The following is a 20,428-nucleotide window of genomic DNA, read 5'->3' as shown; positions in this document are numbered from 1 at the left end:
GCTCAAGCGCTGGCTGATCGGCACCCTGCACTTCCGCGTCGAGGAGGCACACCTGCCCTACTACCTCGACGAGTACACCTTCCGGTTCAACCGCCGCAACGCGAAGTCACGAGGACTGCTCTTCTATCGGCTGCTCGAGCAAGCCGTCGACACCGACCCGCACCCGCTCAAGGGCCTGCTCAAGCCAGAAACCGGCATACCGGACTTCACCTAAGCAGATATGCAGAACACCTGTACGATTGTGGGTATGGAGCAGAGCCGGAGCACGCAGCGGATCGAGCAGGACTGGGACCACGTCGCGTCCCTGGCCGCCGACCTGCACGACGCGCACGCCCGGCTCGTCGACTTCGTCGTCGCGGTCCTGGCCGACGGGTCGTGGCAGGCCGCGGGGCTGCGCTCGCCCGAGCACTGGCTGATGCTCCGGGCGGGGCTGTCCCGGGGTCAGGCCGGTGCGGTGGTGCTGCTGGCCCGCCGGGCGGGGGAGCTGCCCGCGACCGTTGCCGCGTTGCGGGAGGGGCGGATCAGCCTGGACCAGGCGGCGGTCGTGGCCCGGCACACCCCGGCCGCGTTCGACCCCACGGTCGCGCAGTTCGCCCAGCACGCGACGGTGACCCAGCTGCAGCGTTCGGTGACCCGCTACGACTTCACCCTGCAGCCCGACAGCGTCGACGACCGCGGCCGGGGCCTGCCCGGCGAGATGCCGCCCGGTGACGAGAGCGGCGGGGAGGACGGACGCGGTGGGTCACGGAAGCGGATGCCGGTCGAGCCGGCGCACCTGAGCATGGGCCTCGACGTCGACGGCCGGTTCCGGCTGCGCTACGACGCCCCGGCCGAGGTCGGTGCCCTCGTCGAGTCAGCGTTGGCCGAGGCCAAGGACCACCTCTTCCACACCCTCACCCCCGAGAGCGACCACGACGCTGACGGCAGCGTGAGCCACGAGCAGAAGCAGGCCCTCAACGGGGACGTCCTGCACCCGACCTGGACCGAGATCGACGGCGGCCGGCCCCGCGTCACGTGGGCCGACGCCCTGCTCGTGCTCGCCACCCGCTCCCTCGACGCCGCAGGCAGTGACAGGGCTGGTGGTGCAGCCCGGCGGGCGCGCTACCGGGTGCAGGTCCACCTCGACACGGACGGTGGCTGGCTCACCGGCCGCCCCCGCCTGCCCCAGCACATCACCAACCAGCTCACCTGCGACGGCACCCTGACCCCGGTCTGGGAGACGCAAGGGCACCCCGTCAACGTCGGCCGCGCCCACCGCGTCGTCCCACACCGCACCCGCATCCTGGTCCTGGACCGCGACCGCGGCTGCCGCTTCCCCGGCTGCGCCTCCACCCACCACCTCGAGATCCACCACCTGACCCACTGGCGCGACGGCGGCCCCACCGACACCACCAACCTGCTCGCCCTGTGCACCTTCCACCACGACGGACACCACCGCGGCGAGTTCACCCTCACCGGCGACCCCACCCGCCCCGACGGGCTCACCTTCCACACCGACACCGGCCTGCTCATCGGCCCACCCCAGCAACCACCCCCACCCCACGCGCCGCCCCGCCTCGCCGTGGCCCCCGACCCGAACCAACCGGACGGGTCGGACCAGCCGGACCAGCCGGACCGTCGCAGACCACCAACCCGGCTCGGGCGGCGCTACCCCGCCCCCTCCGGTGGCACCCTGCACCTGCACCTCGTCGACTTCACCCCGACCTGACGCGGATCACCTGTCGAAGAGCTGCTGTCCCTTCCACGTCGACAGGCAGAACGGGTGGCCGGCCGGGTCGGCATAGACGCGGCAGTGGTCGTTGGGCTGGACCTCGAGGAGTCGGGCCCCGGCCGCGGTCGCGCGTGCCCCGCTCGCCGCGAGGTCGTCGACGAAGAAGTCGAGGTGCAGCTGCATCGGCGCGGACCCGCCCGGCCAGGTCGGTGGCGCGAAGTCCTCGACCTGCTGGAAGGCGATGAGCGCACCACCGGTGCTGACCGCAGCCCAGTGCGCCGAGCCCTTCGCGACGCCCTCGGTGATCTCGGCGTAGAACGTCGCCAGCGCGAGCGCGTCGGGAGCGTTGACCGTGGTCCCGTCGAACCTGATCGTGCCGGACATCAGTGGTCCGACAGGTTCTCGTAGGCGGGGGTCAGCGCCGTCCAGCGCTCCTTCCAGGCCGGTGCGGGCACCTCCTGCGACCAGCCACCGGCGTGGGCCGAGCCGCCGCTGACCAGTGAACGCCCGAGGTCCTCGAGGTGCACCTGCCAGCCGGCTCCGTAGAAGTGCAGCTGCCCGACCGGCAGGCCGCGCTCCTCGACGACGAGTCGGGTCTGCGCCCCCTCGACGGTGAGCCAGGCCTCGATCTGGCTCTCGTCGTCGGTGCCGGGCTCGGTCGTCAGCAGCAGGTGGTGCGGTGCGTCGCAGACCTCGACCGTCGCCGGTCCGGTCCACGTGCTCGTGAAGACGGCCTGCACCGTCCCGCCCACCCGGAGGTCGCCGGACACCTCGGCGATCCATCGGGCCAGCCGCTCGGGTTTCGTGCACGCCTCCCAGAGGTCGTCGATGTCCGTGTCGTAGACGTCCTCCACGCGGACTGCGCCGCGGGTGTCGTCGAGGGCGCGCATCGTGCCGATGATCTTCACTTCCGTGCCTTCTTTCCTCGTGCGATCTCCGTGTGCAGGGCATCGAGCCGGTTCTGCCACAGGGCGCGGTAGCCGTCCAGCCACTCGTCCACCTCGACGAGAGCCTCCGGGCGCAGGGTGTAGATCCTGCGCTGCGCCTCCTGGCGCACGTCGACGAGCCCGGCCTCGCGGAGCACCCGCAGGTGCCGGGACACGCCCGGCCGGGCGATCGGCAGGGCGTCGGCGAGCTCGCCGGCGGTCGCCTCGTGGTTGCGCAGGATCTCGAGCACCGTGCGTCGGCTCGGGTCGCTCAAGGCCTGCAGTACCGCGTCCATGTAGTGAATGTACCCAACCTGGTATGTACCCGCAAGGGTAATCAACAACCACGGCCCTCTGCATGGTAGGAACGAAGCGTGCCGATCCTGCCGACCGAGCGTGACCCGCGGTCATCACGATCCGGCGCGGAGGCACGCTGACGGACGAGCACCACCGGCTCCTCGCCGAGTGGGCCCTCGGGTGTGCCACGCACGTGCTGCCGCTCTTCGAGTCCGCGCACCCGGACGACACCCGTCCGCAGGACGCCATGGAGGTCGCCCGCGCACGAGCTGGGCGCGGCGGCATGCGCCATCCGTGAGCTCGTGCTCGACGACCAGCGTCGCCGCAGTGCCATCTGCTGGCACGTCTTCGACGACTGAGGTGCTTCGGCCTCAGCCGCCGAAGTCCTGCGTCCAGTAGTAGCGGTAGGGCCCGCCGACCGCCGAGCCGACGCCGATGGCCTTGTAGCGGCAGCTGAGGATGTTGGCCTTGTGTCCCGGGCTCTTCATCCACGCGTCCATGACGGCCTTGGGCGTGGGGTAGCCGGCCGCGATGTTCTCGCCGATGAGCGAGCCGGTGTAGCCCTGCGCCCGGAGGCGCTGCGCGAAAGTGCGGCCGTCGAGGCTCGTGTGCGAGAAGTAGCGGCGCTTCGCCATGTCGATCGAGTGCGCCTGCGCCGCTCGTGAGAGGTGCGCGTCGAGCACGAGGGCGCGGCACCCGACCTTGGCCCGCTGCACGTTGACGAGCTGGATGACCTGGTTCTGGACGCTCACCGTGGCCGCCTCGGCCGGCCGCGACGAGCCGATCGCCGGCGTGGCCGCGAGCGCGGCCGAGGCGGCGATGACGAGGCCGACGCGGGTGCGGGTGGAAGTGCCGTTGGGCTGCATGGGTCCTCCGAGATGACTGCGGGCGTATGCCGTCCGGCCACGGTACGGAGGTCGGTGGCCGCCGGTCGACAAATCGGACATATCAACCGCGCGACGACGATGTCAGCCGTGGCGCTCCCGGTGCTGCGCGCGCCAGTCGGTATACTCGGTGACCTCCTTCACGGCGTCCCAGGCGGCCTTGAACACCCGGGCCGCCGCGGCCGTGACCTCGTCCTCCGGGGTGGTTCGCGCAGGTCGAGCGACTCGAGGTCGAGTCCGGCATGCGGGTCCGGCGTCACGGGCCCATCATGCCCGCGCGGTGGACCGGCCACCGTCACCGCCTCTGGCTAGCGTTGGCGCCATGACCTTCGAGGTGCGCCCCGCGACGCTCGCGCGGTTCGACGACGTCGCGACGATGCTCGGCCCGAGGAGCCCGGCCTCGACCGTGTGCTGGTGCCTGAGCCACCGGCTCGACTCGAGGACCAACAGGGCGCTCGTCGGTCCTGAGCGCGGCGAGTTCGTCCGCGACCTGACGCGCCGCGCCGTCGCGCCGGGAGTGCTGGCCTACGACGGCGCCGAGGTTGTCGGCTGGGCCGCCGTGGCGCCCCGGTCCGAGCTGCCCTTCGCGCGGTCGGCGAAGATCCCGCACGTCGACGACGTCGCCGTGTGGTCGATCTGGTGCATCCGGGTCCGCCCCGGTCACCGCGGCCAGGGCATCGCCCAACCGCTCCTCGAGGGCGCCGTCGGCTACGCCCGCGACCAGGGCGCGCCCGCCGTCGAGGGCTACCCCGTCGACAACCGCGGCCAGAAGGTCGACCTGACGATGGCCTACGTCGGCACGCGCGTGCTCTTCGAGCGAGCCGGCTTCGCCAAGGCGGCCGACACCGACTCCGTGTCCGGGGGCTTCCCCCGCGTCATCATGCGCCGGGCCCTGTCCTAGGGTCGCGGCATGACGGTCATTGGCGCTGACGGGCTCGCCCGCCCCACGTGGGCGTCGGTCGACCCGCTCCTCATGGACTACTACGACACCGAGTGGGGGGTGCCGATCCGTGACGAGCGAGGCCTCTACGAGCGGATCTGCCTCGAGGGCTTCCAGGCCGGCCTGTCGTGGGCGACGATCCTGCGCAAGCGCCTGAACTTCCGGGCGGCCTTCTCCGACTTCGACCCCGACGTCGTGGCGACCTACACCGACGCCGACGTCGAGCGGCTGCTCGGTGACGCCGGCATCATCCGCCACCGCGGCAAGATCCGGGCGACGATCACCAACGCCCGGGCCACCATCGCCATGCGCGACGAGGGCGGCCTCGTCGACTTCGTATGGGGTTTCCAGCCGCCCGACACCCCGCGCCCGGAGGACCACTCCGACGTGCCGACCGTGTCCGACGAGAGCAAGGCGCTCTCAAAAGCCTTGCGCAAGAAGGGTTTCGCGTTCGTCGGACCGACGACCATGTATGCCTTGATGGAGGCCGTCGGCATCGTCGACACCCATCTCATGGGCAGCCACCGGCGCGGCAGCTCGGGCGTCTGGCCCGCCTAGCCCTCAGCCGAGGATCGCCCGCGCCGCGTTGTGGCCGGGGATCGCGCTGACCCCGCCGCCCCGCCGGGCGCCCGCACCGCCGAGCAGCACGTTGTCGTATGCCGTCTCGACGCCCCACGTGCCCACCTCGACGTCCCGCTCGGCCCAGGGCCACTGCAGCGAGCGGTGGAAGATGTTGCCGCCGGGCAGGCCGACCGACTGCTCGAGGTCGACGGGGCTCTTGACCTCGATGCAGGGGTTGCCGTCGGCGTCGCGGGCGAGGACCGACTCGATCGGTTCGCCGAGCACCGAGTCGAGCGAGCGGAGGGTGGCGGCCAGGGCCTCCTTCGTCGCGGTCTCGTTGTCGGCGCGGAAGAGCCGGGCCGGCAGGTGCAGGCCGAAGAGGGTCAGCGTCTGTGCGTCCGTGGCGGCGAGATCCGCTCCGAGGATCGAGCGGTCCGAGAGGGTGTGGCAGTAGATCTCGCACGGGGGAAGGTCGGGGATGCTCCCGTCGCGCGCGACGGCATACGTCTGCTCGAGCTGGCCGTAGCCCTCGTTGATGTGGAAGGTGCCGGCGAACGCGGCGGCGGGATCGACGGCGGCGTCGCGCAGGCTCGGCAGGCGCGTCAGCAGCATGTTGACCTTGAGCTGGGCGCCCTCGACGTCGGGCTCGGTGTCGACCGGTGCCGCACCCGCAGCGGCGAGGAGGCGGTTGAGGACAGTGGGTGCGCAACCGGCCACGAGGGTGCCGCCGACGGCGCTGCCGGTGCCGGCGCTCCCGCCGAACCAGGCGACCTCGCCCGTCGAGGGGTCGACCGACGTGACCTCGGCGCCCGTGACGATCGTCGCGCCGGCCGAGACCGCCGCTGCCGCAAGGGAGTCCGTGAGCGCGCCCATGCCCCCGACGGGGACGTCCCAGTCTCCGGTGCCGCCGCCGATGAGGTGGTAGAGGAAGCAGACGTTCTGGCGCAGGTCGCCCTCGCCGAGCGAGGCGAACGTGCCGATGAGGGCGTCGGTGGCGATGATGCCGCGGAGCGTGTCGTCGTCGGTGACCGACTCGATGAGCTCGCCGATGGGCCGCGTCGTCAGTGCGTCGAAGAGGTCGCCGTCCCCGGAGAGCGTGCGCACGTCGTCGCGGGAGCGCAGCGGCTCGAGGACCGTCGGGAAGACCCGCGCGGCGACGTCGGCCATCCGGCCGTAGAAGTCGCTCCACCCGGCGTACGCGTCGTCGCCACCGGTCAGCGCGCGGAAGGCCGCTCGGGTCGCCGCGGCGTCACCGTGGTCGACGAGGAGGCCGCGGGCGGGGTCCGACGGGACCGGCGTGTAGGACGAGTACCGCCTCCGGATGAGCCGCAGGTCGAGGTCGAGGTCGGTGAGCACCTGACGTGGCAGCAGCGAGACGAGGTAGGAGTAGCGCGACAGTCGTGCGTCGACCCCCTCGAAGGCGCGGGCGGACACGGCAGCGCCGCCCACCCGGTCCGATCGCTCGAGGAGGAGGACAGTCCTTCCCGCGCGGGCCAGGTAGGCGGCGGCCGTGAGGCCGTTGTGACCGGCCCCGATGATGATGTCGTCGTAGCGCACCCGGTCAGACTAGGTGCCGTGCCCGGGCGACGCCCGACGACCTCACCACTTCTTCACCGCGGGCTCACCGCGGGCTCACCGCGGGCTCACCGCGGGCTCACCGCGGGCTCACCGCGGAGCCACGGACCTCCTCGCGGCGTCCTGACGGGCCGAGTAGAGCCGGTCCGCGGCGTCGATGCTGGCGCGGCTGCTCAGGTCGACCCCGGCGCGCGCGGCGGCGGCGCGGGCCGCGGGGGTCGTGAGGTCGGGAGCGACGAAACGCTCCGGTGTGATCGTGCGGTCGACGGCGGCATACCTCCTCGCGTCCCGGGCCAGCGCGTCGGCGGACGCGACGGCCCTGGCTTCGGCCTGCGACGCCGAGAGCGTGAGGGCGAGCCCGAAGGCGGGCTTGGTGACGACCGCGTAGCCGTCACGGTGCCCGGCGATGTTGGGGTGGTAGCTCTCGCCGACCGGGTTGGACAGGCCGTTGAGCCACTCGACGTTGTCGCACACGGCGTGGCCGACGAACTTCGAGGTCGGGTTGACGAAGGTGAAGCCGGCGTTCGAGGCGGCCGTGGCCGTCTTCGCGTTGAGCAGGTCGGCGGTCGCGTTGAGGCGCGACTCCTCGGTGGGGGAGAACCACGTGAACGCGTTGCAGTCCTCGCCGTTGAAGATGCGTGGGTATCCGACGACGATGACGCGGGCGTTCGGGGCCTTGGCGCGGATCGAGGAGTAGAGCGTCGCGAGCCGGCCCGGGATCGTGTTGGTGATGGTGCCCTGGGCCGTGTCGATGGCGCCGTTGCAGTTGCTGAGCCAGCTCGGCTGCGCGCACGTCGTCAGGACGCTCGCGAAGCCGGCGTCGTTGCCGCCCACCGAGATCGTGACGTATGCCGTCGTGCTCGACAGCGCGGACAGCTGGGTGTTCGTGACGTCGGCGACCGTCGCGCCGGAGCACGCGCGGAAGCTCAGTGCCAGCCCGAGGGCCGAGGCGTCGAGGGACGGGTAGGCGTAGACGGAGCGCTGGCACGACGTGCCGTCGCTGATGTACGTCCGGGTCCCCGTGCCCGAGGAGTAGGAGTCGCCGAGGGCGACGTAGCCCGTGCCCGCGGCGACGGCCGGGGCGCCGAGGGCGAGGGCGGCTCCGGCTCCGATGAGGGCGGAGAGACCGGCCCCGAGGGCACGCCGGCGGGTGGATGACATGACGGACCTGCTCTTCACGACACACTCCTTTGTGGGTGGAAGGCTTGCTGACGCCGAGCACTGCAACCTGCCGGGGCGCCGCCCGCCGGCCACGCTGTGCCCTGCGTCACACGTCCCACTACCGGACAGTAGGGGCACCGTGCCCGACCCGCGAGCCGAACTGCAGCCGGACGGTCCGGCTCGTCAGGACGGCGCCTCGCGACGGTCCCCGAGGAGGCTGCCGAGCCATTGCGCATGGGGGTCGACGTCGACGAGCAGGGCCTTGACGAGCAGCGTCAGCGGGATGGCGAGCACGGCGCCGATGCCGCCGAGCAGCACGGACCAGACGACGAGCGACAGGACGGTCACGACCGCTGAGAGGCCCACCTCGTCGCCGACGATCTTCGGCTGGATGACCGACTGGATGATGAGGTTGATGACGCTGTAGACCACGACGACGAGGGCGAACAGGCTCCACCCGCCCTCGAGCAGCGCGAGGATCGCCGGTGGCACGAGGCCGATGACGAAGCCGATGTTGGGGATGTAGTTCGTGATGAAGGCAAGCAGGCCCCAGAGGAGCGCGCCCGGCACCCCGACGAGCCAGAGGAACATGGTGTCGAAGACGGCGACGATGGCACCGAACACCGTTGCCACCACGAGGTATCGGCGCGTGCCGTGCGTGAAGGACATCATCGCCGACACGAACGCAGGGCGCTCGGTGCGGAGGGTCGTGAGGGTCTCGGAGAAGCCCCGGGCGTCCATCGCGGAGAAGAGCACGAGCGCGAGGACGAAGACGAGGTTCGTCACGAGCGACAAGATGTCCGAGAGGAGCGAGGTGATGAGCGCGCTGACGCGCCCGAGGTCGAAGGACGAGGCGATCGCCTGCGTCTGCTCGGGCTTGACCCCACGGGCGGCGAGCCAGTCGGTCACGTCGGCGACGAGGGCCGCGAGGTCGTCGGCGTACTGGGGGAGGAGGCCTGCGAGCTCGGCGCCGGACACGACGACGAGCAGGGCGAGCCCCACGATGCCGAGGTAGATCACGAAGACGACCGCGAGCGTGCCCAACCAGTGGGGCAGGCCGCGCCGGACCATGGCGTTGCGCACCGGGAAGGCCGCGATGGTCAGGACGAGGGCGAGGAAGAGCGGCCCGAGGATGCCCGACACGAGGTGGATGCCGAAGGCGACGACGAAGCCGGCCGCCAGCGCCACGAGGATGAGCACGCCCCGCGGGATCGCGGGGCGTGCTCGCCTCGCCGGAACGAGCCCGGACGGCGCCCCGGGGACCGGATCCCCAGGATCTCCGGCCCTCGGCACGTCCGTTCCGCTCATGCCTGTCATGTCACCACCGGCGCGCACGGCGGGCGTCACCCCGTCGGGGTGATGCCCACGGCGCGGGCGCACCGGAGCATGAAGGCGAGCGGTGCCGGTCACGACTCCGCCACGAACCGGGAGGAGTCCCATGTCGACTGCGACGACAGGGCCGATCGGGCCAGTGGACCTGGCGGTCATCGGCTTCCGCGGAGAGCTGCGGCAGGGCGGCATACGCGATGCGGTGGCGCGAGCGGTCGACAAGGGCGCGGTCCGCGTGCTCGACGTGCTGCTCGTCCGCAAGGACGACGACGGCAGCGTGCTGATGTACGACGCCGAGTCACCCGAGGGTGCCGAGGAGCTGCTCGGCTTCCCGACCGTCATGCCCGACCTCGTCGGCGAGGAGGACGCCCTCGCCATCGCCGCCGAGATGGATCCTGGCACGACGGTGCTCGTCATCGCCTGGGAGAACGTGTGGGCGTCCGAGATCGCTGCCGAGGTGCGCGAGCTGGACGGGCAGCTGCTCGTCATGGAACGCCTGCCGCGTGAGGACATCGAGGTGGCGCTCAGCGCCATCGCATCGAACGAGGAGGGGTCATGAGAGGACGCAGGGGCCGGCCCGGTCTGCTGGGGGTGGCCGCCCGTACGGCCGTCGTCGCCGGCACCGCCACCGCTGTGAGCGGCAAGGTGCACCAGGGCCAGCAGGCCAAGGTGCAGCAGGCCGCGGATGCCGAGGCCTACCGGCAGCAGCAGGAGGCCCAGGACATGGCTGCCCAGGCGCCCCCGCCCCCGCCGCCCCCGCCGCCCCCGCCTGCCGCGCCCGCAGCCGACGACATGCTGGACTCGCTCGAGCGCCTGGCGGCACTGCACGCGCAGGGCATCCTCACCGACGAGGAGCTGGCGCAGCAGAAGGCCCGCATCCTAGGCGGCTGATCCGGATGTTGGCGCCGCCATCGGTGACGACGCCGGCGGCACCGTGACGGGCGGGGCGGCTCGGGGAGCCCTCGCTCGGCTGAGGAGCCGGCCCTGGGGCGCCGACGTCAAGGCGGGGGTCGTGCTCGGTGTCGAGAGCGTCCCCGACGGTCTGGCGAGCGGCGTCCTCGCGGGCGTCAACCCGCTCGCCGGTCTCTACGGCTACCTCTACGGCATGGTCGGCGCGGCGCTCTTCACGAGCAGCACGCTCATGGCCGTCCAGGCGACGGGCGCCATGTCACTCGTCGTCGCCGACGCCGACCTGGGGTCTCGACCTGACCCGGAGCGGGCGCTCTGGACGTTGGCCGCGCTGACCGGCGTCGTCATGATCGCGGCCGGCCTGCTGCGGGGAGGGGTGCTGCTGCGGTTCGTGCCGAGCTCGGTCATGACCGGCTTCGTCACGGCCGTCGGCGTCAACATCGTGCTCGGCCAGCTCGGCGACTTCACGGGAGCCGAGACGTCCGGCGCCAACCGGGTCATGCGCACCCTCGACCTGGTCCTCCATCCGTCGCGGATCGACCTCATGACCCTGCTCGTCGGGGCGGTGACCCTCGTCCTCATCGTCGGGCTCCAGCGCACCCGCCTGGGCGCGCTCGGCCTCGTGGTGGCGATGGCCGTCGGCTCGCTCCTCGCCGGCGTGCTGGGGTCGCTCTTCGACGCGCACGTCGCGGTCGTGGGCGACATCGCCGCGGTCCCGCACTCCCTGCCGCTGCCGGCGCTGCCGTCGCTCGGCGACGTGCCCTACCTCGCGCTGCCCGCGGTCTCTCTGGCCTTCATCGGACTCGTCCAGGGCGCCGCGGTGTCGGCTGCGGTGCCCAACCCCGACGGGCGCCCGTCCGTCGCCTCGCGCGACTTCATCGGGCAGGGAGTCGGCAACATCGTCTCCGGTCTCTTCCGGGGTATGCCGGTCGGCGGCTCGATGTCGGCGTCCTCGCTCGTCGCGACCGCGGGCGCCCGGACGCGCCTCTCGCTCGGCTTCGCCGGCGGCGTCATGGCGCTCGTCGTGCTCGTGCTCGCCGACGTCGTGGCCCTCGTCGCCCTGCCGTCCATCGCGGCGCTGCTCATGGTCGTCGGAGCCGGCGCCGTGAAGCCGGCGAGGGTGCAGTCGGTGATGCGCACGGGGACCGTCCAGACCGTCGTCCTCGCACTCACCTTCGTGCTGACCCTCCTCATCCCGGTGCAGTACGCCGTGCTCGTCGGGGTCGCCCTCGCGATCGTGCTCCACGTCGTCGAGCAGTCCAACCGGGTGCGGGTCACGCGCCTCGACCTCGACGGAGACGGGAGGGTGCGTCAGGGCGAGCCACCGGTCACCGTGCCGGGCGGCGAGGTGCTCGTGCTCCAGCCGTACGGCTCCCTCTTCTTCGCCAGCGCCCCGACGTTCCGCGCATTGCTACCACGCGTCGACGACGGGTCGCGGCACGCCGTCGTGGTGCTCCGTCTCCGCGGCGTCGACCAGATCGGCCTGACCCTCATCGACGTGCTCCGCGGCTACGCGAGGGAGCTCCAGGCCCACGGTGGCGTCCTCAAGCTCGTCGTCGACAACCGGCAGGTGCTGCACCAGATGGAGGCCGAGGGGCTCGTCGGGCTCGTCGGACCCGACCACGTCTACCTCGGCACCGAGTGGCTCGGCGAGACCACGCGCCGGGCCCGGGCCGACGGCCTGCGGCTGCTCGCGGAGTCCGACCCGACCGACGGGGAGTCGTGACCGCCTAGGCTGAGTGGCAACGCGTGGTCCGAGCGGACCTGACGACAGGAGGATGACCGTGGGGTTCCCGGAGAACGTGCTCGCCAAGGGAGAGAAGGTCGAGCGCGACCTGCACCCGCACTGGCTCACCGTCGTCGTGCCCACGATCTTCGGCCTGCTGCTGGCCGCGGCCTGCATCACCGTCGCCCGCGCCACCCCCGACGACGACACCGGCAACCGGATCCAGTGGATCGCCGTGGCGGTGTTCGTCCTCGTCGCCGTCCCGGCGGTCTTCGTGCCCTACCTGCGCTGGCGCACCACCCACTACGTCATCACCTCGCACCGCGTCATGGTGCGCCGAGGCATCCTGACGAAGAACGGCAAGGACATCACGCTCTCGAAGATCACCGACGTGAGCTTCCAGCAGACCGTGGTCGACCGGATCATCGGCGCGGGCTCGCTGCACATCGAGTCGGCCGGCGACAGCCCCGACGAGAACCTCACGAACATCCCGCGCAGCAACGAGGTCCAGCAGCTCATCAACCGCCTCATCGACGAGGACGACCTGCGCCGCCGCACCCACGGCCGCGGCATGGCCGACGCTCCCGGCTCGGACCCGGCCTTCGCGGCCGGCGACGACGACTACAGCGAGGACACGACGGCGATCCCGCGCCAGCGGTCCGACCGGCCCGACCGACCCGAGCTCGCGGAGGAGCGCCGCCGCCCGCGCGACCTCGGTGACAGCAGCGACCAGTCGCTCTGAGCCCGTCGCCGTCCCCTGCCGCACGGCAGGCGCGTGTGGCATCGTCGGGTCATGACCTCCACTGTCGACGAAGCCGGTGTGACCGCGACCTACCGGGCCGCCCGTGACGAGCTCCTCGCCCTGCGCGGCGACCACGCCAGAGCCGTCCGCGAGTTCACCTTCCCCGACGTGGGAGACCGCTGGAACTGGGGCGTCGACTGGTTCGACGCCATCGCCCGGGGCAACGGTGGCGCCTGCCTGACGATCGTCGAGCAGGACGAGTCGTCGGCGTCGTACTCCTGGGACGAGATGGCCCGCCGCTCCGACCAGGTGGCCGCGCACCTCGCCGCGCTCGGTGTGCGCCGCGGTGACTCGGTGATCCTCATGCTCGGCAACCAGGTCGAGCTCTGGGAGTCGATGCTCGCCGTCATCAAGCTCGGCGCCGTCGTCATGCCGACGACGACCGCCGTCGGCCCCGGCGACCTCGTCGACCGGATGGAGCGCGGCGCGGCCCGCGCCGTCATCACCAACGCGTCCGAGGTGCACAAGCTCGACGACGTGCCGGGCGACTACCTGCGCGTCGCCGTCGGTGGGGCCGATCCGGCCGGGACCGCCACGGCTGGCTGGGAACGCCACGAGGCGGCCTACGACCTCGAGGTCACGCCCACCGAGCACCCGGGCACGGCGCCCGACGACCGGATGCTCCTCTACTTCACGTCCGGCACGACGAGCCGGCCCAAGCTCGTCGAGCACACCCAGCGCTCCTACCCCGTCGGGCACCTGTCGACGATGTACTGGATCGGGCTGCAGCCCGGCGACGTGCACCTCAACATCAGCAGCCCCGGCTGGGCCAAGCACGCATGGTCGTCGTTCTTCGCGCCGTGGGCGGCCGAGGCGGCGGCATTCGTCTACAACTACAGCCGGTTCGACCCGGCCGCACTGCTGCGGGTCCTGCGCACGCACGAGGTCACCTCGATCTGCGCGCCGCCGACGGTGTGGCGGATGCTCATCAAGAGCGACCTGACCGGCGGCCCGGGGTCGCTGCGCGAGGTCATCGGCGCCGGCGAGCCGCTCAACCCCGAGGTCATCGCGCAGGTCGAGAAGGCGTGGGGCCTGACGATCCGCGACGGCTACGGACAGACCGAGATGACCGCAGCGGTGGGCAACACCCCCGGCTCCACCGTCAAGCCGGGCTCGATGGGCCGGCCGCTCCCCGGCTGTCCGGTCGTCGTCGTCGACCCGATCACGAATGTCCTTGTCACGGAGGCCGACTCGGATGGCAACCGCGAGGGCGAGATCTGTCTCGACCTGTCCCAGCACCCCGTCCCGCTCATGACCGGCTACCAGGGCGACGAGCAGCGCAACGCCGACGCCATGGCCGGCGGTTTCTACCACACGGGCGACGTCGCGTCGGTCGACGCCGACGGCTACATCTCCTTCGTCGGACGCACCGACGACGTCTTCAAGGCGAGCGACTACAAGATCAGCCCGTTCGAGGTCGAGTCGGTGCTCATCGAGCACCCGGCCGTCGCCGAGGCCGCCGTCGTGCCCGCGCCCGACCCCGTGCGCCTGGCCGTGCCCAAGGCCTACATCGCCCTCGCCCCGGGCCACGAGCCCGGTGAGGACGTGGCGCGCTCGATCCTCGCCCACGCCCGTGCGAAGCTCGCGCCGTGGCAGCGGGTCCGGCGGATCGAGTTCTACGAGCTGCCCAAGACGATCTCGGGCAAGATCCGCCGGGTCGAGCTGCGGGGCCGCGAGACCGACCTCGAGGCGACCGGCGCCGACCAGCCCGCGAACGAGTGGCGCGACGACCAGTTCCCCGACCTCAAGGGGTGACCGACAGCCCGGACGGCACGGCAGGGGTCGTGGTGCCCGACGATGTCGGGTCGTCCGGGGCGAGCGGCAGCGATCGCACCGTCGTCTCGTCGATGCGGCTGCAGATGCGCTTGGCCGGGTCCGGCTGGTCCTGACCCGGCTGCTGGACGGTCGGTGCGGCGGGCCGGTAGGGGTCGATGCGGGCTCCGCTGATGACCTGCACGCTGTCGTAGGCAGGCCGGCCCTCGAGCAGGTTGCGGAAGGAGTAGCGGGTCAGCGAGGTCAGCTCGCACGACGTGCCGAACTGCGCGATGTCGAAGGAGTACGGCTGGCCGTCGAGCTCCTGCCCCGGACCCTCGGAGTAGTGCGAGACGACCCCGCCACCGGTGAAGGTGCCGACCTGGATCCGGTTGCCCTCGATCGCGGGGGTGTGCATGTGCCCGTTGATGAGCAGGCGTCCCCGCTCGACCTGCTCGGCGGCATACGGCTCGTGCGTCACGACGAGGTCGGGCTCGGGCTGGCCGGCGACGGCCGCGTTGTAGCGGTCGGCCGCGGGCTTGGCCTTGGCCGTCGGGTCGGCGTTGTCGTCGCCGAAGTAGCGGGGGTCGTTGAAGCCGGTGATGCGCAGCCCGTGGAAGGTCACCTGGCGCAGCGACCCGGCGGCGTCCTCGAGGAGCACGACGTTGGGGATGCGCGCGAGCCGAGCCAGGACGGCCCGGTCGCTCGCCGAGGACTGGTCGTGGTTGCCGCTGGTGAAGACGTAGGGCACGCCGAGGGACTGGATCGAGCGGTAGAGCCCGGCGGCGTCGCCCTCCTGGACCCGGCCGAAGTTGACGAGGTCGCCGCTGTCGATGACGGCGTCGATGTCCTCCTCCGCGATGATCGTGCGCATCAGGGCGTACTGGTTCGCGCCGTGGATGTCGGAGACGAGCAGGAAGCGCGCCGAGACGGGCTCGTTGACGTTGCCGGCGACGTACTTCTGCTGGAGCGCCTGCGTCACCGCGAGGAGGTTGCGGAAGTACGGCGTCACCTGGGTGGCGCGCGCCTCGACGTCGGCGAGCAGGCCGGCGTTGCGCTGCACCACGCCGAGGACGCCGCTCGTGCGGTACTCCGCGAAGCGGCCCGGCTGGTAGGTCAGGGCGATCCCGCCGAAGGTCACGGCGGTCGCCACGACCATCGCGGACGCGACGAAGAGCACATGGTGGCGACGGGTGGTGCGCTGCCTGATGTAGTGCGAGGCCAGGGCTAGAAGCACCGCGATCGCCGTCGCGCCGAGGACGAAGCGGATGCCGACGCCGACGGCCGCCTGCGCGATCGCCGACGAGATCTCGTCGGGCGAGGGCTGCAGCGCCTTGATGTCGACGTTGGGCCGGGTGAAGAGGTTGGTGATCTCCTCGCGCACCGCGACCTGCACGTCGAGCCCGGGCGCGACGATGGGAGAGGCGAACTGGACGTCGACGTCACCGACGATCGTCGGCGCGTGGAGCACGGGGGAGTGACGCGGCACCGGGTCGAGGCGCAGGACCGCGCGGTACTGGGAGGTCTCGGCGACGGTGGGCGCGAGGTTGGTCGCGGCCACGCCACCGAGGTAGCAGGCCACGAGGACCGCGAGCCACTTGAGCACGTGCGAGGCCCGGCGCAGCCAGGGGCTGTCACCGGTCAGCAGGTCGCCCACCTGTCGCATCGCCTCACCCTAACCGGACCGGGACGTGTCACCCGGACGGCACCGCCCGTTCACGTGCGGGTGGTGCGATGGGGTGGTCAGCGCATCGCAGCGAGGGGGAGTCATGGGGTCGACTCGTCGCAGGGCCGTCGTCGTCACGGCGCTCATGGCGTATGCCGTCCTGCTCGCTGTCGGCCCGCGGGTCCTCGGCGGGTCGGCCGGGGTCGTCATCCTCGTCGCGAGCTTCGTCGTCGGCTTCGCCTGGCTCGTGCTGCTCGTCGCTCCGTGGGCGGCTCGCGGAGCGGCACGCGGGGCGGCACGCGGTCGCGATCGTAGTCTGAGGCGGTGAGCCTCGAGCACCGACCGAACCGGATCATCCTCGTGCGGCACGGCGAGTCCGAGGGCAACCTCGACGACACTGTCTACGAGCGCGTGCCCGACCACCGGATCAGCTTGACGCCCAAGGGTTTCGAGCAGGCCCGCGACACGGGTGCCGCGATCCGGGAGGTGCTCGACGGGGAGTCGGTGGAGGCCTACGTCTCGCCCTACGTGCGCACCCGGCAGACCCTCGAGGCGCTCGCGCTGCCGGTGGCGGAGCGGGACGTGCGGGTCGAGCCACGCCTGCGCGAGCAGGACTGGGCCAACTTCCAGGACCCCGTCGACATCGCGGAGCAGAAGGCCGAGCGCGACCGCTACGGCCACTTCTACTACCGGTTCAGCAACGGCGAGTCCGGGTCGGACGTCTACGACCGGGTGTCGACCTTCCTCGAGTCGATGCACCGCAACTTCGAGACGCCGGCGGCGCCGCGCAACGTCGTCATCGTGACGCACGGCCTGACGATGCGCCTCTTCTGCATGCGGTGGTTCCACTGGAGCGTCGACTACTTCGAGTCGCTCGACAACCCCGAGAACGCCCAGCCCGTCGTGCTGCTGCGCCAGAAGGACTTCCGGTTCAAGCTCGAGGCGCCGTTCACGCAGTGGAACACCGACGTCGCGCCGACCGAGCGCGAGCGTTCGAGCTGGATCTGACCGCCTCGGCTCAGAGGTACTGGCCGGTGGGGCCGGGCTCGCCCGGGTGGTGCTCGCCGGGCTGCACGCCGGGGGGCGTGCCGTAGGTGGTCCCCGGGCCGGGCGGCAGGGCGCGCATCTGCTGGAGCTGCTGCTGCGCCGCCATCTGCTGCGCGACGAGCGCGGTCTGGATGCCGTGGAAGAGTCCCTCGAGCCAGCCGACGAGCTGGGCCTGGGCGATCCTCAGCTCGGCGTCGGTCGGGGAGTCGTCGCGGAAGGGCAGGGCGATCCGGTCGAGCTCGGCGACGAGCTCGGGCGCGAGACCGTCCTTGAGCTCCTCGATGGAGCGGTGGTGCACGTCGGCGAGGCGACGGCGCCCGGCCTCGTCGAGGGGCGCGTTGCGCACCTCCTCGAGCAGCTGCTTGATCATCGACCCGATGCGCATGACCTTGGCCGGCTCCTCGACGAGGTCGGCCGGGTTGGTGCGCTCGCGCTCGCGTCGCTCCTCGCGGCCCTCCGGGTGGGCGCCCTGGCCGTCGGGGCGGTCCTCGCCCTGGGCATCGGCGACCCCCATCCCATCGGGCGTGACGACGACGATGCGCGGCTCGTCGCGCTGGGAGTCGGTGTCGGTGCCCTTGCCCTGTCGGCTCGCGTCGTCGCTCATGCGCTCCATCCTGCCTCACCCGAAGAGGCAGAGGGGCGGGGCCCGTGCGTCCCCCGTCAGGTCGCACGGGCCCCTTGGCGTGCTCAGGTGCCGGGCGTCAGTGCGCGCCGGCTGTGGCGAACCACGGGTGGTGGAGGTCGTGGTAGCTGACGTCGCTCATCAACGCCATCATCTGGTCCATCTCGGCCTGGGCCTCGGGCGGCGGGCTCTTCTGCTCGCCCTCGCGGGCGGCGTCCTCGGTGCGGAAGGCCATCGTCTGGGTGAAGAACCCGTCGGCGGCGATCGCGATGGTGCCGCCGATGATCTCGGGCCGGGCCTCGTGGAGCATGTCCATCGGCCCCTCCATCATGTGGCGGAAGCGCTCCGGGTCGCTGAGCCGGCCCTGGATGACCTGGACGAAGCCCGCGTCGTCACTGCCGCCGTCGAGCATCATCGTCACGTCGTCGCAGTCGTGGAAGCTGGCCTCGCCGTCGAAGAGCCGGGCCGTCTCCTCCCACCACGCGCCTTGCTCGGGCCGGGCCGAGTTGGCCTCGGCCGAGGCCCGCGAGTCGAAGCGGACGACCCCGACGAACTCGCCGTCGTCCGTCATGCCGTACGTCCCCCCGAGCCAGCCGGACGCGCCGGGCTCGAGCTGCTCGCTCCACCGGTCCATCTGCCGGTGGAGGGCGTCGGCGTCAGTGCACCGACCCTGGATGACCTGGATGAACACCGTGAACCTCCCGTTGCGATCGGGGGCCGCTTCGAGCCGAAGTGGTCCATCGATCGACGGTACGCCGGTCGCGTCGGACGCGTCAGGGGACGAGTCCGACACGACCGGATTCACGTGGTGAGCAGGATCTTGCCGATGTGGCCCGAGGCCTCCATCTCGCGGTGCGCCTCGGCGGCGTGCTCGAGGGGGTGGCGCGAGTTGACGACCGGACGCACCGCGCCGGCCTCGATGAGGGGCCAGACGTGCTCACGGACGGCGGCGACGATGGCGGCCTTCTCCGTCGCGGGGCGGGCCCGCAGCGAGGTGGCGATGACGGCGGCGCGCTTGGCCAGCAGCATGCCCATGTCGAGCTCGCCCGTGCGGCCGCCCATGAGGCCGATCGTGACGAGGCGTCCGCTGATGGCGAGGGCCTCGACGTTGCGGGAGAGGTACTTCGCGCCCATGTTGTCGAGGATGACGTCGGCACCGTGACCCTTCGTCAGCTCGCGGACGCGCTCGACGAAGTCCTCCTCGCGGTAGTTGACGAGGAACTCGGCACCGAGGTCGCGGCACACGTCGAGCTTGGCCTGGCTGCCGGCCGTGACGGCGACGTGCGCGCCGACCGCCTTGGCGAGCTGGATGGCCATGGTGCCGATGCCCGAGCTGCCGCCGTGGACCAGGAGCACCTGGCCCGGCTGGATGTTGGCGACGAGGAAGACGTTGGACCAGACGGTGCACGTCACCTCGGGCAGGCCGGCCGCGTCGACGAGCGAGACGCCGCGCGGCACCGGCAGGAGCTGCTCGGCCGGCGCCACGACACGCTCGGCGTAGCCACCGCCGTCGATGAGGGCGCACACCTCGTCGCCGACCTGCCAGTCCTCGACGCCCTCGCCGAGCGCCGCGATGGTGCCGCTCACCTCGAGGCCGGGATACTCCGACGCGCCCGCTGGCGGCGGGTAGTGACCGAGGCGCTGCATGACGTCGGCGCGGTTGACGCCCGCGGCGGCGACGTCGATGAGCACGTGGCCGGCCGTCACCTCGGGGTCGGGCACCTCGTCGAGGACGAGGCTGTCGGCGTCTCCGGCCTCGGGGATCGTGATCGCGCGCATGGGGCCGAGCCTATTGACCTCCGGCCCGAGCCCGCACGAGCGCCCCGCCGGGCGTCGCCGTGTCCGGCGTGACGTGCCACACGCGTCCGGCGCCGGCCACCGCACCGTCCGACCGCAGGAGCGTCCCCTCGTCGATCGCGACACCGCTCGGGGCCAGCCCCGCGGCCACCACGGCGACGAGGCGCGAGACGTTGCCCCACTGGGCGGCGTGCACGTCGACGGCTCCCGGCACGAGGCCGATGCCCCCGACCACGGCGACGTCGTCGAGCTCCTCGTTGCTGTCCTCGGGGCAGACGGGCCGCCCGTCGAGGAGCCAGCCGCCGACGACCGCGTGGGAGCCCGCGATCGCAGCCCCCGCGGAGAACCCGGCATACGGCACACCTGCGGACACGAGGGCTCGGATCCGGTGGTAGCTGCCCGCGAGCGACGCGTGGTACTCCGGCGTGGGGCCGCCGCCGACGAAGAGGCCGTCGATCCCGTCGAGGACGGCCGGCTCCAGCGGCGTGCCCTCGGACACCCGCTCCACGACGAGGTCGTGGCCACCCACGAGGCCGAGCGTGTGGACGTACTTCTCGTGGTACTCGAGCGACTCGGGGTCAGTGCCCATGACGACGAGCAGGATGCGCGGGGTGCCGCCGGCGCGACGCGCGGCGGCCTCGACGAAGGGTCCGTAGAGCGTGGGGGCGAGGGCGTCGTCCCAGCCGCCGCCGATGAGGTGGACGTCCATGTCGGCACCCTAGG

At 71.9% G+C, this 20,428-nt stretch carries 23 protein-coding genes and 1 pseudogene; 12 read left to right on the top strand and 12 right to left on the bottom strand.

Translation table 11 applies throughout. The features are described 5' to 3' along the window. Window positions 1-214 (top strand): annotated as a pseudogene (locus tag AC1DW8_RS18750) (IS1595-like element ISUnb3 family transposase); the annotation flags it as partial. 33 nt (window positions 215-247) lie between these two features. Next, a complete protein-coding gene (locus AC1DW8_RS18745) occupies window positions 248-1,708 on the top strand; it encodes an HNH endonuclease signature motif containing protein (protein WP_478095473.1) in 1,461 nt (486 codons plus the stop codon). Between the two features lie 6 nt (window positions 1,709-1,714). Here the strand turns inward: AC1DW8_RS18745 and AC1DW8_RS18740 are convergent, their stop codons facing one another. Genes AC1DW8_RS18740 through AC1DW8_RS18730 form a run of 3 tightly spaced genes read right to left on the bottom strand, consistent with a single transcriptional unit; the run spans window position 1,715 to window position 2,933 of the window. Then, entirely contained in the window at window positions 1,715-2,095 is a 381-nt protein-coding gene (locus tag AC1DW8_RS18740) for a VOC family protein (protein WP_056772301.1), read from the bottom strand. Further along, on the bottom strand, window positions 2,095-2,619 hold the full coding sequence (locus tag AC1DW8_RS18735) for an SRPBCC family protein (protein WP_478095472.1): 525 nt from the start codon (window positions 2,617-2,619) through the stop codon (window positions 2,095-2,097). The genes AC1DW8_RS18740 and AC1DW8_RS18735 overlap by 1 nt, the downstream gene beginning before the upstream one ends. Further along, entirely contained in the window at window positions 2,616-2,933 is a 318-nt protein-coding gene (locus AC1DW8_RS18730) for an ArsR/SmtB family transcription factor (RefSeq protein WP_056822740.1), read from the bottom strand. Before AC1DW8_RS18730 ends, AC1DW8_RS18735 begins: the two co-directional genes overlap by 4 nt. A 194-nt stretch (window positions 2,934-3,127) precedes the next feature. Between AC1DW8_RS18730 and AC1DW8_RS18725 the strand changes: the two genes are divergently transcribed. Beyond that, window positions 3,128-3,232 carry a hypothetical protein gene (locus AC1DW8_RS18725; protein WP_369793453.1) on the top strand — a complete coding sequence of 35 codons (105 nt, stop codon included), beginning with the start codon at window positions 3,128-3,130 and terminating at the stop codon, window positions 3,230-3,232. Window positions 3,233-3,305: 73 nt separating this feature from the next. Here the strand turns inward: AC1DW8_RS18725 and AC1DW8_RS18720 are convergent, their stop codons facing one another. Continuing rightward, on the bottom strand, window positions 3,306-3,800 hold the full coding sequence (locus AC1DW8_RS18720; RefSeq protein ID WP_478095471.1) for a CAP domain-containing protein: 495 nt from the start codon (window positions 3,798-3,800) through the stop codon (window positions 3,306-3,308). A gap of 340 nt (window positions 3,801-4,140) precedes the next feature. On the opposite strand from AC1DW8_RS18720, the gene AC1DW8_RS18715 reads away from it, so the two are divergent. Together AC1DW8_RS18715 and AC1DW8_RS18710 are read left to right on the top strand one after the other, a co-directional pair. Then, the gene (locus tag AC1DW8_RS18715; RefSeq protein ID WP_478095470.1) at window positions 4,141-4,719 is read left to right on the top strand and encodes a GNAT family N-acetyltransferase; all 579 of its coding nucleotides are present in this window, start codon (window positions 4,141-4,143) and stop codon (window positions 4,717-4,719) included. Window positions 4,720-4,728: 9 nt separating this feature from the next. Continuing rightward, entirely contained in the window at window positions 4,729-5,316 is a 588-nt protein-coding gene (locus AC1DW8_RS18710; protein ID WP_478095469.1) for a DNA-3-methyladenine glycosylase I, read from the top strand. 3 nt (window positions 5,317-5,319) lie between these two features. Here AC1DW8_RS18710 and AC1DW8_RS18705 read toward each other — a convergent pair whose 3' ends face one another. The 3 genes from AC1DW8_RS18705 to AC1DW8_RS18695 all read right to left on the bottom strand — a co-directional run bounded on the left by AC1DW8_RS18705 (window position 5,320) and on the right by AC1DW8_RS18695 (window position 9,255). Next, window positions 5,320-6,876 carry a phytoene desaturase family protein gene (locus AC1DW8_RS18705; RefSeq protein ID WP_478095468.1) on the bottom strand — a complete coding sequence of 519 codons (1,557 nt, stop codon included), beginning with the start codon at window positions 6,874-6,876 and terminating at the stop codon, window positions 5,320-5,322. A 108-nt stretch (window positions 6,877-6,984) separates the two neighbouring features. Beyond that, complete coding sequence (locus AC1DW8_RS18700; RefSeq protein ID WP_478095467.1) at window positions 6,985-8,073, bottom strand: SGNH/GDSL hydrolase family protein; 1,089 nt, start codon at window positions 8,071-8,073, stop codon at window positions 6,985-6,987. A 165-nt stretch (window positions 8,074-8,238) separates the two neighbouring features. Beyond that, window positions 8,239-9,255 (bottom strand): AI-2E family transporter, encoded by a 1,017-nt coding sequence (locus tag AC1DW8_RS18695; protein WP_235508520.1) that lies wholly within the window; start codon window positions 9,253-9,255, stop codon window positions 8,239-8,241. Between the two features lie 238 nt (window positions 9,256-9,493). On the opposite strand from AC1DW8_RS18695, the gene AC1DW8_RS18690 reads away from it, so the two are divergent. The 5 genes from AC1DW8_RS18690 to AC1DW8_RS18670 are packed head-to-tail and all read left to right on the top strand — an operon-like array spanning window position 9,494 to window position 14,576. Beyond that, window positions 9,494-9,943 (top strand): DUF6325 family protein, encoded by a 450-nt coding sequence (locus tag AC1DW8_RS18690; RefSeq protein WP_156415439.1) that lies wholly within the window; start codon window positions 9,494-9,496, stop codon window positions 9,941-9,943. Continuing rightward, window positions 9,940-10,275, top strand: a complete 336-nt coding sequence (locus AC1DW8_RS18685) for an SHOCT domain-containing protein (protein ID WP_478095466.1) — start codon at window positions 9,940-9,942, stop codon at window positions 10,273-10,275. Before AC1DW8_RS18690 ends, AC1DW8_RS18685 begins: the two co-directional genes overlap by 4 nt. A gap of 43 nt (window positions 10,276-10,318) precedes the next feature. Further along, window positions 10,319-12,019, top strand: coding sequence for a SulP family inorganic anion transporter (locus tag AC1DW8_RS18680; RefSeq protein ID WP_478095465.1), 1,701 nt, complete (start codon window positions 10,319-10,321; stop codon window positions 12,017-12,019). Window positions 12,020-12,071: 52 nt separating this feature from the next. Then, the gene (locus AC1DW8_RS18675) at window positions 12,072-12,761 is read left to right on the top strand and encodes a PH domain-containing protein (RefSeq protein ID WP_056772270.1); all 690 of its coding nucleotides are present in this window, start codon (window positions 12,072-12,074) and stop codon (window positions 12,759-12,761) included. Between the two features lie 51 nt (window positions 12,762-12,812). Next, window positions 12,813-14,576, top strand: a complete 1,764-nt coding sequence (locus AC1DW8_RS18670; RefSeq protein ID WP_056772267.1) for an AMP-binding protein — start codon at window positions 12,813-12,815, stop codon at window positions 14,574-14,576. Here the strand turns inward: AC1DW8_RS18670 and AC1DW8_RS18665 are convergent. Continuing rightward, window positions 14,566-16,239, bottom strand: coding sequence for a metallophosphoesterase family protein (locus AC1DW8_RS18665; protein WP_478095464.1), 1,674 nt, complete (start codon window positions 16,237-16,239; stop codon window positions 14,566-14,568). The genes AC1DW8_RS18670 and AC1DW8_RS18665 overlap by 11 nt on opposite strands. 103 nt (window positions 16,240-16,342) lie before the next feature. Between AC1DW8_RS18665 and AC1DW8_RS18660 the strand changes: the two genes are divergently transcribed. Further along, window positions 16,343-16,567 (top strand): hypothetical protein, encoded by a 225-nt coding sequence (locus AC1DW8_RS18660; RefSeq protein WP_478095463.1) that lies wholly within the window; start codon window positions 16,343-16,345, stop codon window positions 16,565-16,567. Further along, complete coding sequence (locus tag AC1DW8_RS18655; RefSeq protein WP_056772258.1) at window positions 16,564-17,247, top strand: histidine phosphatase family protein; 684 nt, start codon at window positions 16,564-16,566, stop codon at window positions 17,245-17,247. The genes AC1DW8_RS18660 and AC1DW8_RS18655 overlap by 4 nt, the downstream gene beginning before the upstream one ends. Before the next feature lie 10 nt (window positions 17,248-17,257). Here AC1DW8_RS18655 and AC1DW8_RS18650 read toward each other — a convergent pair whose 3' ends face one another. From AC1DW8_RS18650 to AC1DW8_RS18635, 4 genes are all read right to left on the bottom strand, one after another. Next, window positions 17,258-17,890, bottom strand: a complete 633-nt coding sequence (locus tag AC1DW8_RS18650; RefSeq protein ID WP_478095462.1) for a proteasome activator — start codon at window positions 17,888-17,890, stop codon at window positions 17,258-17,260. Between the two features lie 97 nt (window positions 17,891-17,987). Further along, window positions 17,988-18,599 (bottom strand): hypothetical protein, encoded by a 612-nt coding sequence (locus tag AC1DW8_RS18645; RefSeq protein WP_056772773.1) that lies wholly within the window; start codon window positions 18,597-18,599, stop codon window positions 17,988-17,990. Between the two features lie 110 nt (window positions 18,600-18,709). Beyond that, a complete protein-coding gene (locus AC1DW8_RS18640; protein WP_478095461.1) occupies window positions 18,710-19,687 on the bottom strand; it encodes an NAD(P)H-quinone oxidoreductase in 978 nt (325 codons plus the stop codon). 10 nt (window positions 19,688-19,697) lie between these two features. Further along, on the bottom strand, window positions 19,698-20,414 hold the full coding sequence (locus tag AC1DW8_RS18635) for a Type 1 glutamine amidotransferase-like domain-containing protein (RefSeq protein ID WP_056772251.1): 717 nt from the start codon (window positions 20,412-20,414) through the stop codon (window positions 19,698-19,700). Window positions 20,415-20,428: the final 14 nt, after the last annotated feature.

This window comes from Terrabacter sp. P2_E3 (assembly GCF_056403915.1).
This window is presented reverse-complemented; position numbering and strand designations above follow the sequence as displayed.